Below are 13,533 nucleotides of genomic sequence, written 5' to 3'. Positions count from 1 at the left end.
TTGTCTCGCATATGATTCTGAGGGAGCACAACGGATTGCTTCTGCTATGCTTGAATGCGCTGGCCTACTACCTCGTCAACGCCGTGTTTTCTTGAGCTATCGTAGAGATGAAGCACGGGAAGCCGCCCTACAGTTGTTTGATGAACTTTCTTCACGATCTTTCGATGTCTTTCTCGATACACACGGAATCGCACCGGCTGAGGATTTTCAGGCCGTGATGTGGCATCGTCTGTGCGACTCTGATGTTCTAGTAATGCTCGATACGCCAAACTACTTTGCCAGCCGATGGACGAGTGCCGAGTTTGGACGGGCACTGGCCAAGGGCATTATGGTTCTTCGGATTGGATGGCCTGATTGTACTCCCTCAAAACGCACAGCCACAGCTAGTCGGGCTGAGCTTTTGCCCGAAGAGGTCGATACTGAAACGGGACGACTAAAGGACGAGGCTATCAGTCGGATATGTTTGCAACTAGAGGCGGTACGGAGTCAAAGTCATGCCGTCCGTAATCTGAATCTTGTAAGTAATCTTCGACAAGCCATTGAACAGATTGGTGGGAATGTTATTGGAGTTGGATTGAACAAAGCGATTCACATCCGTTTGCCAGATGAGAGAAATGTTGTAGTGTACCCCACTGTCGGTGTTCCAACATCATCAAGCTTATATGATGCAGCAACGAATGCAGTCAATCAATCAACAGCAGTAGTCTATGATCACATTGGTCTTGATCCGAATTGGCTTAAGCATTTGGATTGGTTGGGTAGCTATATAAAAACTGTACATTGGGTCAAAATCACTGAAGCAGCTTGGCAATTTGCCGGCTGGGAGGTCCAATCATGAGTGCTATTTTCCTATCTGCCAGCATTCCTCTAGTCGGACGAGGTAATTATCATGAAACTGCAGATCCTTTCTTGATTCAATGTGCGGTACGAGAATTAGTCATGGCAGTGATTCGGGATCAACAAATCGTGTGGGGAGGCCATCCTGCTATTACACCTATGATTTGGGCAATATGCAAAGACCTGAAAATTGAATATTCAAAATCTGTTGTTCTTTATCAAAGTCGATTCTTTGAAGGCTTTTTCCCAGAAGAAAACAAACTTTTTAGAAACGTCGTATTGGTTGATGCGGTACCAGGGGAACGTGAAGAAAGCTTATCTTTAATGCGAAAGGAAATGATTTCTCATCATGATCTAAAAGCAGCTGTATTTATTGGGGGTATGGAGGGAGTTGAGGTCGAGTATGATTTATTTAAGCACTATCATCCAAACAGCAAGATATTACCTGTACCTTCTACCGGTGGTGCTGCGCGCCAACTAGCGGAACGGATTGGTGGTTTCGATGAAGCTTCTCTTCTAGAAGTAGATTTTGCTCGTCTGTTTTACGCTGAACTATCCTCGTTGTAGAAATAGCTTACAGTGGATACCACCGTATATTTCATGTTTACAAGATATTTGGCAACCGCTCTTGCTTCGAGTTTTTGTTACAAATTCCCTTGATTACACTATATCTTTTAGTGAAGTGATTCAATAGACTTCTGAATATCAGATATGCGGAGAGAGCAATATACATTTCTGCAATAGTCGCTTTTAAAATTACATATCTGTCGTACGACATTTCTTATTAGAATTAAGTAGGCTAACCATGGCTAGAAAATGCTTCTATAGTTTTCACTATATACCGGATAGTTGGAGAGTTTCAAAAATACGCAATATCGGAGCTATTGAAGGCAATAAGCCGGCATCTGATAATGATTGGGAATCTGTTACGAAGGATGGAGAAAAGAAAATAAAGGAATGGATTGCCAATCAAATGAAAGGTAAAACATGCGCTGTGATTCTGACAGGCTCCAACACTGCGAATCGTAAATGGATTAATTACGAGATCAAAGAGGCTTGGAATAATGGCATGGGTGTTCTGGTAATACATATACACAATATCACTGATCGTAATGATAAGCAGAGTTCAAAAGGAGCAAATCCTCTGTATTACGTAACTCATGGCCCTACAGGAAAACGACTTTCTACAATTGCTGAAAACTATGATCCGCCAAGAACCACTAGTAAAGGTGTCTATAATTATATAGCAGAACACGTTGAGGATTGGATAGAAGAAGCAATACAGATACGTAAAGACAATGATTAGCATTGCATGTTCATTTTTGAAAATCTTGAAGTTCACTGTTTTGTGCGTACATTTAAATCAGAAATCTCTCTCCATACTGCAATAGTGAAGCGCCTCGAGTTTGCCGGAGGCTCAAAAAAATTTGAGAACTTGGAGTTATGAAAAAACAAACATAGGATTCTCCTGAGGTCCGAGAGCAGGCTGTCCGGATGGTATTGAACATGAACGTGATTACCGATCTCAGTGGGCAACGATTACATGAATAGCAGAGAAGATTGGTTGTACCCCAGAGATGCTACGCAAATGGGTGCTCCAAGATCAGAAGGATTGGAGACAACGAGCTGTGATGAACGAGTGAGAATCAAAGAACTCGAACGAGAGGTCAAGGTGACCTCACTCCGCCGGCACAACAAAAACTTTCTGCGCTACAACAAAGCCCACCGTTTTTTCGGTAGTATCAATTTGCACAGCGATTGGCCCATCAAACGGCTCCTTCTTCAGGATTTTAACGCGGGCGCCGGGGAGGAGGCCCAGGTCTTCCAGGTAGTGGAGTAATTCAGGGTCTGCGTCGGATACGCGTTTAACTTCGAGCTGCTGTCCGGTTTGCGCGTCACAGAGCTGGTCGTCGATGGGGGCTTCAACCTGGCCGTCGCGTGTAGGAATGGGGTCGCCGTGGGGATCGTGGGTTGGGTATCCCAGCATTTTATCGATTTTGTCCTCAAACGCTTCCGAGATGTGGTGTTCGAGGTGCTCAGCTTCTTCGTGTATTTCGGCCCACGAATACCCCATGATTTCTTTGAGATAGGTTTCGAGCAGGCGGTGGTGGCGGATGATTTCCAGCGCTATTTTACAGCCGGCGTCGGTCAGTTTTGCGCCTTTGTACGATTGATACTCCACAAGCCCCATCTGGTCGAGGCGCTTGACCATGTTGGTTACGGATGCCGAGGAGACGTCCATAGCCCTGGCAAGATCGGTAGTAGATACCATCTCCTTGCCGCGGAGCTTGTAAATAGTTTTGAGGTAGTCCTCGACCGCCTGGCTCAGCATGGTTTTTGCCGACTATCTGTATAAAGTGAAGGTCCGTTGAGCCTACCCTTCGCACCCGGTTTTGATCCACCAGAATGCCCTTTAAACGTACCTGGGTAGCCATTTATTTCTTCAAGATGCGTTTTGTGCGAACCTGCTGCAAATATAGCCGGCACCGGGACACCAAACAGATTGTCGTAGTTAGAATGGCTCCATGCGGCAGCGCATCAGAATTGCCTTGCTGCAGTGCGAGCAGCATTGCGGGTGCATTGTGCCGGCCCGATCTTATCCTTGTGTAACCACCAAACCCTGGATTTATTCATGCAAATTGGCTCCCTGATCATGCTGGCAGCTAGTGCGCTGGCGCTGATTATTGGCCCATTTTTATTTCGCCTGTTTGCCTCCAGGCAGCATTTCTTTCGCCTGATGGACGGCTTCATCGTGGTGCTGATTACGGGTATTGTAATTGTTGAGGTGATGCCTGAAGTATTTGCCCACATGCCGCTATTGGGCAGTGTATTGCTTCTTGCCGGATTTGCGGGGCCAACGATCCTTGAGCGACTCTTTCATCGGGCAGCGCGACAGGTACATCATACAGCGCTGATTATTGGGGTTGCTGGTATTGTACTGCATACAATTATGGATGGCGCGGTACTCGTTGATCCGGTAACAGAGACGGGCCACCTGCTGGGCTGGGGCGTGATCCTGCATCGGCTGCCGGCTGGCATCACCATCTGGTGGCTTATTGAGCCACGGTATGGCAAACGCGTTGCTATGGGTATTTTGCTGCTGATGGTGGTTGGTACAATAGCCGGGTTTTATGTAGGCAGCGGATTTATGGCCCTCAATACCGAAGCCGGCGCACTCGCCCTCAAAGCATTTGTTGCTGGTGCCATTTTGCATGTGGTCATTCACCGCCCGCAATCAGCGAATTTCAGGGGTGTCGGGCAAAAGCGCGGTTTTATGCGCTGGGCTGAAGGGATTGGCAACCTCGCCGGCCTTGCTGTCTTTGGCTTGTTGCTCTGGTTTGAGGCTGAACCGATATCCGGACACAACCATGCGGCTGCTTTTTCTGGCAGTACGGGTGATATTTTTTGGGGGATGGCCATGGAAAGTGCGCCGGCGCTTTTGCTTGCGTATCTGTTTGGTGGCCTCATTGGAGAATTTTTACCGGCAACATCAATCCGCTGGATGCAACGTGGGCCTGCAATGGGGCGGGCGGTCAAGGGTATGGCTGTCGGATTGCCGCTCCCGATCTGCACCTGCGGCGTGTTACCCTTGTATCAGACCCTCGTGAAAAAAGGCGCGCCGGCATCTGCCGCGATGGCCTTTTTGATTGCCACGCCCGAACTCGGGATCGATGCATTGTTGATTTCCATTCCTCTGCTCGGTGGCGACATGACCATCGTGCGAATTGTGGCTGCTGCCACCATTGCACTGCTAATTGGATGGCTCGTAGGGACCTGGACCGAGCGGACCACTACGCCGCTGACTGATACTGCCCCCGAGCCTGCAGAGAAAGAGCACTTGCCAACTGGGAAGCGCCTGAAGAAAGGCCTGTCTTACGGTTTTGGTGGGCTCGTTGATGATACAGCCCCCTGGATCCTGGCCGGCTTGCTGGTGGCAGCGTTGGCCCATCCTGTCTTGGGGCAAGGATGGATTCAATCTTTACCTGCGGGCCTTGATGTACTCTTCTTTGCAATGATTGGCTTACCGATCTATGTATGTGCTTCGGGCGCTACGCCCATTGTTGCCGTCCTCCTGATTAACGGAGTGTCACCGGGTGCTGCCCTTGCCTTCCTGCTAACCGGGCCGGCTACCAACGTAAGTACATTTGGCATCCTTTCCCGCCTGCATAGCCAAAATGTAGCGCTTGTGTTTGGTGTGACAACCATGTCGATCGCCGTAGGGCTGGGCATCCTTGTAAACACAGCCTGGCCGAATATGGCTCTCCTTACTGCTGCTGATCTTGATCTCGAAAATCATGGCTGGCTGCAGCAGCTAAGCCTTGCCATACTTTTTGCTATATTTCTGGCGTCGCTCTTACGTAGGGGCGCACGCGGGTTTGTCGGAGAAGTAACGTCCAATTTCCAGTTTGGCAGCGGCCATGTGCACCACCATGATCATGGGGATGACGACCACGCTGATCATGATCATGGCGCAAACGGAAAACATTCCCACGCGCCGGCTGCTTCCTGTAACGAACATTGTGCACATTGCTAGGTATGCGGATCTACAATTTGACACCTGTTTTCTAAATAGCTTTGAACATCCATGAGTGAAGCCACGCCCACAAAATCGTCCGAAGTTCGCCGTATTGGTCCGTTTACCGTGCGTCGCTGGCTGGTCATTTTTGGATTTGGTGTGCTTGTCTGGCTGATGATGGGCGAAGTGCTCGATCCTTACGGCGAAAAAGGGTACATGGAAATTAACCATGGGGACCACAAACATTACGTGCCCGAAGACCGCGACCCCAACGTCTCTATCTCGAACTTCCCTACATCGCCACCAGCACCGAACGAGCGAATCACGCCATCTGGACAAATTGTGCCCAAATAAGCATGTTTACTGCTTCTGTAGAAGAACGCAACGCAGGCACGGTGCTGCAATACCGGTTGCATGAAGGATTGGCTGTGGTGTCTTATAATCGATTTATCAATTCGCTGGTTGGCAACGCTGATTTCCGGCAGTGCTGGATTGATATACTGAAGGCTGCGCCCTTTCCTGTATTCAGATGGGAAACGCCGGCGCTGCAAGCCGGCAATGATATGCAGCCTTTTGAATGTGTGCTGATCAACAGCCCGGGCCTGGCTTCTGTAACCGACCGATTGGCTTTTCAGCAGCACTTTGCCGGCGCAGACGAAGAGGTTGTCGTTTTTTCCAATCTGGGTGGTGATGCAACGCTCGTCGTGCCTGCTCCGCTCAACGGCGATACAGCCTACAATCACATCGGTATGTTTACACAGCAGGCACCTGACGCACAACAGCAGTTGTTGTGGCAACGTGTTGGAGAGGCGATGCAAGCGCGGGTATCAGACAAACCTGTCTGGCTGAGTACTGCCGGCGGTGGCGTCTCCTGGTTACACGTCAGACTGGACGATCACCCCAAGTACTATCATTATACCCCCTACAGGAATTTGCCGGCCGGTTGATATAGCTGATTGATATACAGGGAATGTTAGTTGTCCTACAATGCATCTGTTTCTACAGGTTTGGGATCAACACCAATCCCCGGGCATTTCCTCCTCACTCCTCACTCCTCACTCCTCACTCCTCACTCCTCACTCCTCACTCCTCACTCCTCACTCCTCACTCCTCAAGCTACATCCAGCCGGCTGTCAATCGGGTATTCGCTGATGTACCACCGTTCTTTTTCTCCACTTCGCTTGAAAACAACATCAGCCCGACCAAGCCGCAGGCCGGCAAATCCAACCTGGTTAACCACGCTGCTGCCCATGTTGTTGTTGTACACATCTGGCGCGTCGAGGAACGAGTGGGTGTGGCCCCCAAAAACAAAGTCGATGCCCGGTACAAGCTGTGCCAGGTCGGTATCGCTCACTTTGTCGGAGCGGTAGCGGTAGCCCAGGTGTGAGAGGCAAATGACCAGATGGCAGCCGGCGTTGCGCAGGGCATCGACCTGTTGTTTTGCCACCGGAATCGGATCGTTGTACACCACGCCTTCATGCAACGCCGGCAAGACCAGCGACTGGAAATCTATCCCCAAACCAAAGATGCCCACTTTGATGGGGCCAACCTGTTTGATGATATGCGGCTGGACATGCGGTTTTAGGCTCGGATTGGATATGTCGTAATTCGCTGATACAAAATCGAAGTTGGCGTGTGGGAGCACACTCACTAGGCCGTTTACACCGTTGTCGAAATCGTGATTGCCCAGCGTAGCTACGTCGTACTGCATGGCTGACATCGTTTTGAATTCGATCTCGCCTTTAAAGAAGTTGAAATAAGGGGTGCCCTGAAAAATATCCCCACTGTCAAGGAGCAGCACGTTTTGGTGCTGTTGCCGTATCTGTTTTACAAGCGTCGCGCGTCGCGCTGCGCCGCCCATGCCTTCGTTGCGGCCGCCATCCATCGGGAAGGGGTCGATCCGGGAATGGGTGTCGTTGGTGTGTAACAGAACGAGCCGTACTTCATCTGCACCAAGCGCGGTGAGTGGTGCAAGAAACGACCCGGCCGCGCCGGCACCAAGGGTTTGCAAAAATTTACGACGTTGCATGGTATTGTTCGTTGTCGGTAAACAAGGTTAGGGGGTGCGCAGGGTAATGCGGCCTTCAACAGCCGGACTAATCGTGCCTTCTCCGCGGATATATTCGATAAATGCATCGCGCAACAGCATATTTAAGTCCTCACGGCCGAGGGGTTGCCAGATTGCTGCGATACGGCCCCCACCATTGGCGAGGTAGTCCGAGGTAACGAGCCGGTAGGTTCTGTCTGCTGATAAAGGCTGGTTGTTGACCAGGATATCGTGTGCTTTTTGGGTGGCTTCGTCAATGGTAAACGAGAACCCTGCAATGGGTTCGCCCCGCGCAGCAGCAAGCTGGTTGGCCAGTGAATCCACCTGGGTTGCGGATAAGTCCAGCACAGTCATCATGTTTTCGAAAGGCATGAGCTCAAAAATTTCGCCGACGGTGATGGGGCCTTTGGAAATAGTTACCCGGAGTCCACCGTTATTTGTCAAGGCCATATCTACGGGTTTTCCAGAAAGGGTATTGGCAACCTGTAGCATGGCATCAGCGGCCATGTTACCAAGGCCGCTTTCGAGCCCTCCTTTTTGTAGATGGACCGTCGTTGTGCCAATTTCTTCGTTCACGCCGGCCTCCAGCCGTTGCCGGTAAGGGGCGATGATAGCTTCAATTGTTGGGTCTGCCTGCAAAGCGTCAGAGATGGCGGTATAGCCGGCGGTTGGCGGCGCAACCTGCGCCATGGCTGGCGCTTCCGCTGATGTTGCTACGGGCTCTGCAGACTTGCAGCCAGCAAACAATAAAAAGATGGCTGTACAAGCCAGGCCAATTCTAGTGATCATCAAAATAGTATCAACAAGACAAAGTGGGATAAAAGGGTGCAGTCTTTGGGGTGGTAAAAAACTGCACGCTCTTAAGATAATGCGGATAAACGGAATTTGATGCCGATGGCCAAGAAATTCTTATTTCATAATGTAGTGCTGCAGTAATATTTTGGAGTATGAATCCTGATTCGCTGCCCGTTACCATTTTGTCGGGTTTTTTAGGTGCTGGCAAAACCACCTTGCTCAACCATCTGTTGCAAGACAATCATGGCTTGCGACTTGGCGTGCTTGTCAACGATTTTGGGGCCATCAACATCGATGCAGCACTTGTTGAAACGGTAGAGGACGACGTAGTTGCCCTCTCGAATGGCTGCATTTGCTGCTCTATCCGCGAAGACCTGCTCACAGCGGTCTTGCAGCTGCTCGGTCGCCCGGACCCGCCCGATTGCCTCATCATCGAAGCCAGCGGTGTTGCCGATCCGTCGGCCATTGCGTTTACCTTCTCGGCGCCTGGCATCCGCGAAACAGCCCGCCTTGATGCTGTGGTTACTGTTGTCGACTGTGCACACGTATTTGATCCGGTACCTGGGGCGGTGCAGCAATTGATGGAAGATCAGCTGGCAGCTGCTCACATTGTGCTACTCAATAAAATGGATTTGGTGGATGATGCTGCGCAAATGCGCGTAACGGAATGGGTAACTGCACGCGCTCCACGGGCAGCGCACTTGCCGGCAACACAGGGCAAAATTCCTGCAAGCCTGCTCTTGAATACCAGCCGTGCTGCGGATGCAACACAGCCCGCTGGCTCAAACCAGGGTTCGGCCAGGCCGGCTTTCAAAACCTGGCGCTATACATCATCAGAACCGTTGCCTTCGCTGCGGCACCTGAACCACATGCTTCATCAATTGCCCGAAGAGGTGATCCGCGTGAAAGGCATGGTTTACCTGCGGGATATGCCGGATCGCCAAATCATCGTGCACCGGGTAGGCAAACGCATCGACGTACAGCCCGGCAGCGCATGGCCAGGTGAGGCGAAGACGCAGTTGGTTGCTATAGGATTGCTGGAGAGTCGGGTTGGTGAGGAGTGGCGAGATGGAGATGATTGAGGATTTTTGAATGGTGATCTTTGATTGAGGCTGTGTCACTCAGCCGTCTTGCCCAACTTGATTGGGCATCCACCCGGATGGCACTATGTCTCGCTTGCACCCATCACCGCTTCTGCCAGAAACAACAAAACCACAGTGCTTCGAGAGCATCTGTGGTTCGGTTGTTTCAACAAGGTCCGGGTAAATCACACAGACTGTAGGGCTGGTGCTGCAGGGAAGTCCACTTCGGTACCTGCAATGTTGTTCAGGTAATTGTTGAACGTGTTCACAGCCACAAACCCGATGAGCTCGACAAGTGCGGCTTTGGTGTAGCCGGCGTTGTGGAAGGCATCGATCAGGTGCTGGTCGGGCCGGCCGCGCGAAACGGTGATGGCGCGCGCCAGTCTGGTCAGGATGTTCAACTTGTCGTCTGCAATGGTTGCTTCGCGGAGGGCAAGGGTTTCTGCCTCGGTAAAACCGTTCATTTTGCCGATTGCAGTATGTGCAGCCAGGCAGTATTCGCAGTCATTTGCTTCCGATACAACGAGGGCGATGGCTTCAATTTCACGATTTGTAAAAGCGCCTTCTTTCAGGGTGTCGCCCAATGTCAAAATTGCCTTGAGGGCAACGGGAGAATTTGCATAAGTGGCGTAAAGGTTGGGTACCATGCCGATGGCCTGTTTGAGCTGGTCAAAGATGGCCTGGTTGTCTGTGGATACTTGTTCGCGAGAAAGGGCAGATAGGTTTGACATATCAGTAGTGTTTATTTGTAGACCTATGGGTCTATATGTTGACAAAAAAAGAGCATCGCTACCATGATGCTTGCTTGTGGATGTCTTTATGTAGACCTGTGGGTCTAAATGTTACAGGTAATTTGATTAAAAAAATCATTGATGAAAATTTCCAGCGGCTGCCGGCTCCTGGTTGCTTTCATGCGGAGCAGGGTACCGTGCCAGGTATTGATGATCAAATCAGCCAAAACAGTAGTGTTAGCGCTGTTTTGCAGGCTGCCTTCTGCTACAGCCAAATCGAGTGGTTTGCGTATTGCGTCAGCCATACGCGATAGGGATTGTTCAATGACAGCGCGAAAATCTTCATCGACATCAGACAACTCCAGGCTCATGTTGCCCAAAAAGCAGCCATTGCAGTAGTTGCTTTGTTGGAATTTTTTGATGCTGTTTGCAAAATATTGCCGGATGCCGGCAACCGGGCCCAGAGCCGGGTCAGCAAACGTGCGCGCCATGCTTTCTACAGTATCATCTGTATAGCGCTGTAATGCGGCCAGTGCAAATGCTTTTTTATCTTTATAGAGATAATAGAACGACCCTTTGGGTAACCCTGCTTTTTTAATGACTGCATTGATCGACGTGTTGTGGTAACCACTGGCTACCATCATGTCAATACCCGTTTGTAATAGCTGATCGACGTTGTGAATCCGATCCATAATAATTAGACCTCCTGGTCTAGTTACGCTACGGGTCGAGAGAAGGTTGCCGTGCGGGCTTGTGCCTGGGTTTACATACTGCAGTCGTTTACTTGCTCTTCCTGTATCCGGCTGATCGTGCCGTTGGGCTCAACTTTGTGCTTTTCGGTCGTTAATGTACAGGCAAGCTCTTCTCCGTCTGTTTCGACAAAGCGATACATGGCTTGCTGGTTAATGGTTAAGTCTTGCTCGATTGTCGCCCACTGTTGATAGGTAGATTCGGCATCTTTTATAAAAGCGCCAATGCGGAGCGCTGCAACCGGAGCGCCGGCATTCGTGTAGGTGACGAGGTAGGTGGCTTGCTCCGTTTCATTTGAAACCCGCACAGTAACCATCTCGAATGCTGCGTGAGACTTGATTAAATGCGCGGGTGCGATATCGGTATTTCGTCCGAGGTCAACAGGATAAAAGTAGGTTGAGTCGATATAGGCAGCAAAAGGTGCCCGCATATGTTTTTCAACTGGCGGATGTATTTCAAGGGGAAGAGATGCCTTGGTAAACTGACCAAGGAAAGCGTAGATAGAAGTGGGTTCAGTCGCCACTTGATCTTGCTGTGCACTGACAGATTGGACCGCAAAAAGCAAAATACAGCAGATGAACGGTACGTTGTAAATCAGATTGGGCCGGCGAAACGTAAGGCTTGTGAAGCAGTCTGAACGCATGATGCAATCCTGAATCGTTGATGAGTAGGCTGTATCAACCAGAGCATAGACAGATAGAAATGCTGGGCGTGTTTGATAAATACAGGTGCTGCTTCGAATTGTTGCTGTTTGTTGTTTTGCAATTAAAGATGGCAGGCAGGTCGGCATGCTTTCAAAAAGAGAAAGCTACCGACCTGCCGCCTGATAATCCTAATTACGGCCGGCCATCACGCCACCATCAACATCCCACACAGCACCGGTAACCCAGTTGGCGTGGTCTGAAAGCAGGAAATCGATCACAGCCCCAACATCGTCAACCTGGCCTACCCGGCCGATGGGGTGAAAAGCACCAAAGCCTTCTGTGAGGGTAGCCTCGATTTTGTCTGCATCGATAAATGCACCGTAAACAGGTGTAACAACTACAGCAGGGGATACGGCATTCACGCGGATGTTGAATTCCGCCAATTCCATTGCAAGATGCTGCGTAAGCGCATGGAGGCCGGCTTTTGCCATGGAATAGGCACTTGAAGGTGTCGCTTTGACTGCCTGTTTGGCCCACATGGAGCCGACATTAACAATAGCACCCCCGCCGTGTGCTTTCATGTTTTCTACCGCAGCCTGGGTGATGAAAAACATGGCCCGGTTCAGGTTCATGTAGCCATCGTAATCAGCTTCGGTGTGCTCCAGAAATGACTTCGGCACAAACATGCCGGCGGCGTTTACCAGGTATTGAATGGGTTGGGTTACAGTTTTAATGCGGGCGATGAGCTGGTCAACAGCGTTGCTGTCGTACAGGTCTACCTGCAAAGGCTGGACCTGCGCGCTGCCCATCGTTTTGAGTTCAGCGGCGGCAGTCTCGAGCTTTGCGCTATTGCGACCAATGAGCCAGATTTCTGTATTCTTGACTGCGAGGCGTCGGGCTGCTTCCAGGCCCATGCCTGAGGAGCCACCGATGATAAGGGCTATTGAAGATGGAGATTGCATAATTTTGCTTGTAATTACTTACTGGTAGGTAAGTTTGATTGTAAAAAAATAGCGAGAATGCTTGCAGGGAGGTCAATCAGGTTGCGGGCTGGACACCAAGGGTGTTAATCATACGGCCCGCAATTTTTTCGAACTGGTTGATGGCACCAATTGCGTCAGCTGCACGCAAGGGCCAGGCAGTCAGCATGGCGCCTTCTACCGTCGCCAGTACGAGTTGGGCTTCTTCCGTAGCCGGCAACTCAAAGTGCAAGGTGTTACTTGCGCGGCCCATTTCCAGTACACCGGCAAGCCAGGCTTCCGTTGCGCTGAAAAAAATGCGAACTTCCGATAACACGTCTTCCGGAAGCGTGATGGCGTCTGACGCCAGCATACCACAAAGACAAAACCGGCCGGATCGTAGCGCCGAACTGTATATTTTCACAAATTCAGCCAGGCGTTCTTGTGCGCTGGCTTCTTGCTGGTCAATGGCAACCAGCGCTGCCTGGAAATTGCGTGTGTAGCGCGAAACCAAAGCTTTGCCCAGCGAGGCCTTTGTGGGGTAATGGTAATGGATGGCAGCATTGGTAATGCCCAAATCTCGCGACAAGTCCCGGAAGCTGAACGCATTGAAGCCGCGTTGCTGTACCAGCGCCTGTGCTACATCCAGTAGTCTTTCTGCTGTGTCTGACATGCTGAACTATACTTACTTACCAGGTGGTAAGTTTCCTGTTATTGTTGCGGCGCCATCGTTTTAGGAGTAGTGCTTTAGAACAAGGACTCGTAGATCACGCGACCGTTGCCATCTTTCAGTCGGACTTCGTCGAGGGCACCGCGGCCTGAAAACAGGAACCACATGCCGACAACTTTACCTATGTCCCTGGTAAATTCGAGTGCATACGGCGGATTGGTGCCAATCTGAATATTAACCACTTTATCCTTGACGTCAAGAGAAATGGTCTGCCAGTTGCCATAATCGGCACCCAGGTTACCCAGGTCGTAGTTTTCACCGGAATGGTGAATGTTAGCGGCACTCAGGTGCATCACGCCGGCGCATCCTTTGATACCAAGTGGAATTTCAAAAACACCTGATTCACCGCGAATAGTCATTTGAGGTCAAAAAAACGCGTTAGACGTCCCCAGAATCTGAACTCAGCCCCCATAAAACGCCTGAAACGCCCCCGCATAGTGGT

Annotated in this window: 16 protein-coding genes and 1 pseudogene; 8 read left to right on the top strand and 9 right to left on the bottom strand. The window is 50.5% G+C overall.

Annotated features, from left to right (window positions below):
• From AAF564_21225 to AAF564_21210, 4 genes and pseudogenes are all read left to right on the top strand, one after another.
• A partial coding sequence (locus AAF564_21225; protein MEM8488085.1) for a toll/interleukin-1 receptor domain-containing protein occupies positions 1-838 on the top strand: 838 nt, incomplete at its 5' end.
• Positions 835-1,404: a hypothetical protein gene (locus AAF564_21220; protein ID MEM8488084.1), complete on the top strand. Its 570-nt coding sequence runs from the start codon at positions 835-837 to the stop codon at positions 1,402-1,404. The genes AAF564_21225 and AAF564_21220, both read left to right, overlap by 4 nt.
• Positions 1,405-1,642: 238 nt before the next feature.
• Positions 1,643-2,143 (top strand): TIR domain-containing protein, encoded by a 501-nt coding sequence (locus tag AAF564_21215; GenBank protein ID MEM8488083.1) that lies wholly within the window; start codon positions 1,643-1,645, stop codon positions 2,141-2,143.
• Between the two features lie 188 nt (positions 2,144-2,331).
• A pseudogene (locus tag AAF564_21210) lies at positions 2,332-2,533 on the top strand (IS3 family transposase).
• On the opposite strand, the gene AAF564_21205 reads toward AAF564_21210, so the two are convergent.
• Positions 2,516-3,169, bottom strand: coding sequence for a metal-dependent transcriptional regulator (locus AAF564_21205; protein ID MEM8488082.1), 654 nt, complete (start codon positions 3,167-3,169; stop codon positions 2,516-2,518). The pseudogene AAF564_21210 and the gene AAF564_21205 sit on opposite strands and share 18 nt — an antisense overlap.
• 300 nt (positions 3,170-3,469) lie before the next feature.
• Between AAF564_21205 and AAF564_21200 the strand changes: the two genes are divergently transcribed.
• Genes AAF564_21200 through AAF564_21190 form a run of 3 tightly spaced genes read left to right on the top strand, consistent with a single transcriptional unit; the run spans position 3,470 to position 6,300 of the window.
• The gene (locus tag AAF564_21200; protein ID MEM8488081.1) at positions 3,470-5,371 is read left to right on the top strand and encodes a permease; all 1,902 of its coding nucleotides are present in this window, start codon (positions 3,470-3,472) and stop codon (positions 5,369-5,371) included.
• Between the two features lie 51 nt (positions 5,372-5,422).
• Positions 5,423-5,707 (top strand): hypothetical protein, encoded by a 285-nt coding sequence (locus tag AAF564_21195; GenBank protein ID MEM8488080.1) that lies wholly within the window; start codon positions 5,423-5,425, stop codon positions 5,705-5,707.
• Between the two features lie 2 nt (positions 5,708-5,709).
• Positions 5,710-6,300, top strand: coding sequence for a hypothetical protein (locus AAF564_21190; protein ID MEM8488079.1), 591 nt, complete (start codon positions 5,710-5,712; stop codon positions 6,298-6,300).
• A 164-nt stretch (positions 6,301-6,464) separates the two neighbouring features.
• Here AAF564_21190 and AAF564_21185 read toward each other — a convergent pair whose 3' ends face one another.
• Positions 6,465-7,382, bottom strand: a complete 918-nt coding sequence (locus tag AAF564_21185) for a metallophosphatase (protein MEM8488078.1) — start codon at positions 7,380-7,382, stop codon at positions 6,465-6,467.
• Between the two features lie 27 nt (positions 7,383-7,409).
• Positions 7,410-8,189 carry a 5'-nucleotidase C-terminal domain-containing protein gene (locus AAF564_21180; GenBank protein MEM8488077.1) on the bottom strand — a complete coding sequence of 260 codons (780 nt, stop codon included), beginning with the start codon at positions 8,187-8,189 and terminating at the stop codon, positions 7,410-7,412.
• Between the two features lie 158 nt (positions 8,190-8,347).
• Here AAF564_21180 and AAF564_21175 point away from each other — a divergent pair, with 158 nt between their 5' ends.
• On the top strand, positions 8,348-9,277 hold the full coding sequence (locus tag AAF564_21175; GenBank protein MEM8488076.1) for a GTP-binding protein: 930 nt from the start codon (positions 8,348-8,350) through the stop codon (positions 9,275-9,277).
• A gap of 185 nt (positions 9,278-9,462) precedes the next feature.
• Here the strand turns inward: AAF564_21175 and AAF564_21170 are convergent, their stop codons facing one another.
• From AAF564_21170 to AAF564_21145, 6 genes are all read right to left on the bottom strand, one after another.
• Positions 9,463-10,008: a carboxymuconolactone decarboxylase family protein gene (locus tag AAF564_21170; GenBank protein MEM8488075.1), complete on the bottom strand. Its 546-nt coding sequence runs from the start codon at positions 10,006-10,008 to the stop codon at positions 9,463-9,465.
• Positions 10,009-10,112: 104 nt separating this feature from the next.
• A complete protein-coding gene (locus AAF564_21165) occupies positions 10,113-10,700 on the bottom strand; it encodes a TetR family transcriptional regulator C-terminal domain-containing protein (GenBank protein ID MEM8488074.1) in 588 nt (195 codons plus the stop codon).
• 71 nt (positions 10,701-10,771) lie between these two features.
• A complete protein-coding gene (locus AAF564_21160; protein MEM8488073.1) occupies positions 10,772-11,401 on the bottom strand; it encodes a hypothetical protein in 630 nt (209 codons plus the stop codon).
• A 189-nt stretch (positions 11,402-11,590) separates the two neighbouring features.
• The gene (locus tag AAF564_21155) at positions 11,591-12,364 is read right to left on the bottom strand and encodes an SDR family oxidoreductase (GenBank protein MEM8488072.1); all 774 of its coding nucleotides are present in this window, start codon (positions 12,362-12,364) and stop codon (positions 11,591-11,593) included.
• A 76-nt stretch (positions 12,365-12,440) separates the two neighbouring features.
• Positions 12,441-13,034: a TetR/AcrR family transcriptional regulator gene (locus AAF564_21150; protein MEM8488071.1), complete on the bottom strand. Its 594-nt coding sequence runs from the start codon at positions 13,032-13,034 to the stop codon at positions 12,441-12,443.
• Positions 13,035-13,108: 74 nt separating this feature from the next.
• Positions 13,109-13,450, bottom strand: a complete 342-nt coding sequence (locus AAF564_21145) for a hypothetical protein (GenBank protein MEM8488070.1) — start codon at positions 13,448-13,450, stop codon at positions 13,109-13,111.
• Positions 13,451-13,533 lie beyond the last annotated feature (83 nt).

The organism is Bacteroidota bacterium, from assembly GCA_039111535.1.
Taxonomy (GTDB): Bacteria; Bacteroidota; Rhodothermia; order Rhodothermales; family JAHQVL01; genus JBCCIM01.
Note: the sequence above shows the minus strand (reverse complement) of the source record. Positions and strands in the feature narration are given on the sequence as shown.

Excerpts from the sequence above, each read along its gene's own strand:
- AAF564_21220 (MEM8488084.1), top strand. The coding sequence starts at position 835 with ATGAGTGCTATTTTCCTATCTGCCAGCATTCCTCTAGTCGGACGAGGT.
- AAF564_21215 (MEM8488083.1), top strand. The coding sequence starts at position 1,643 with ATGGCTAGAAAATGCTTCTATAGTTTTCACTATATACCGGATAGTTGG.
- AAF564_21205 (MEM8488082.1), bottom strand. The coding sequence starts at position 3,169 with ATGCTGAGCCAGGCGGTCGAGGACTACCTCAAAACTATTTACAAGCTC.
- AAF564_21200 (MEM8488081.1), top strand. The coding sequence starts at position 3,470 with ATGCAAATTGGCTCCCTGATCATGCTGGCAGCTAGTGCGCTGGCGCTG.
- AAF564_21195 (MEM8488080.1), top strand. The coding sequence starts at position 5,423 with ATGAGTGAAGCCACGCCCACAAAATCGTCCGAAGTTCGCCGTATTGGT.
- AAF564_21190 (MEM8488079.1), top strand. The coding sequence starts at position 5,710 with ATGTTTACTGCTTCTGTAGAAGAACGCAACGCAGGCACGGTGCTGCAA.
- AAF564_21185 (MEM8488078.1), bottom strand. The coding sequence starts at position 7,382 with ATGCAACGTCGTAAATTTTTGCAAACCCTTGGTGCCGGCGCGGCCGGG.
- AAF564_21180 (MEM8488077.1), bottom strand. The coding sequence starts at position 8,189 with ATGATCACTAGAATTGGCCTGGCTTGTACAGCCATCTTTTTATTGTTT.
- AAF564_21175 (MEM8488076.1), top strand. The coding sequence starts at position 8,348 with ATGAATCCTGATTCGCTGCCCGTTACCATTTTGTCGGGTTTTTTAGGT.
- AAF564_21170 (MEM8488075.1), bottom strand. The coding sequence starts at position 10,008 with ATGTCAAACCTATCTGCCCTTTCTCGCGAACAAGTATCCACAGACAAC.
- AAF564_21165 (MEM8488074.1), bottom strand. The coding sequence starts at position 10,700 with ATGGATCGGATTCACAACGTCGATCAGCTATTACAAACGGGTATTGAC.
- AAF564_21160 (MEM8488073.1), bottom strand. The coding sequence starts at position 11,401 with ATGCGTTCAGACTGCTTCACAAGCCTTACGTTTCGCCGGCCCAATCTG.
- AAF564_21155 (MEM8488072.1), bottom strand. The coding sequence starts at position 12,364 with ATGCAATCTCCATCTTCAATAGCCCTTATCATCGGTGGCTCCTCAGGC.
- AAF564_21150 (MEM8488071.1), bottom strand. The coding sequence starts at position 13,034 with ATGTCAGACACAGCAGAAAGACTACTGGATGTAGCACAGGCGCTGGTA.
- AAF564_21145 (MEM8488070.1), bottom strand. The coding sequence starts at position 13,450 with ATGACTATTCGCGGTGAATCAGGTGTTTTTGAAATTCCACTTGGTATC.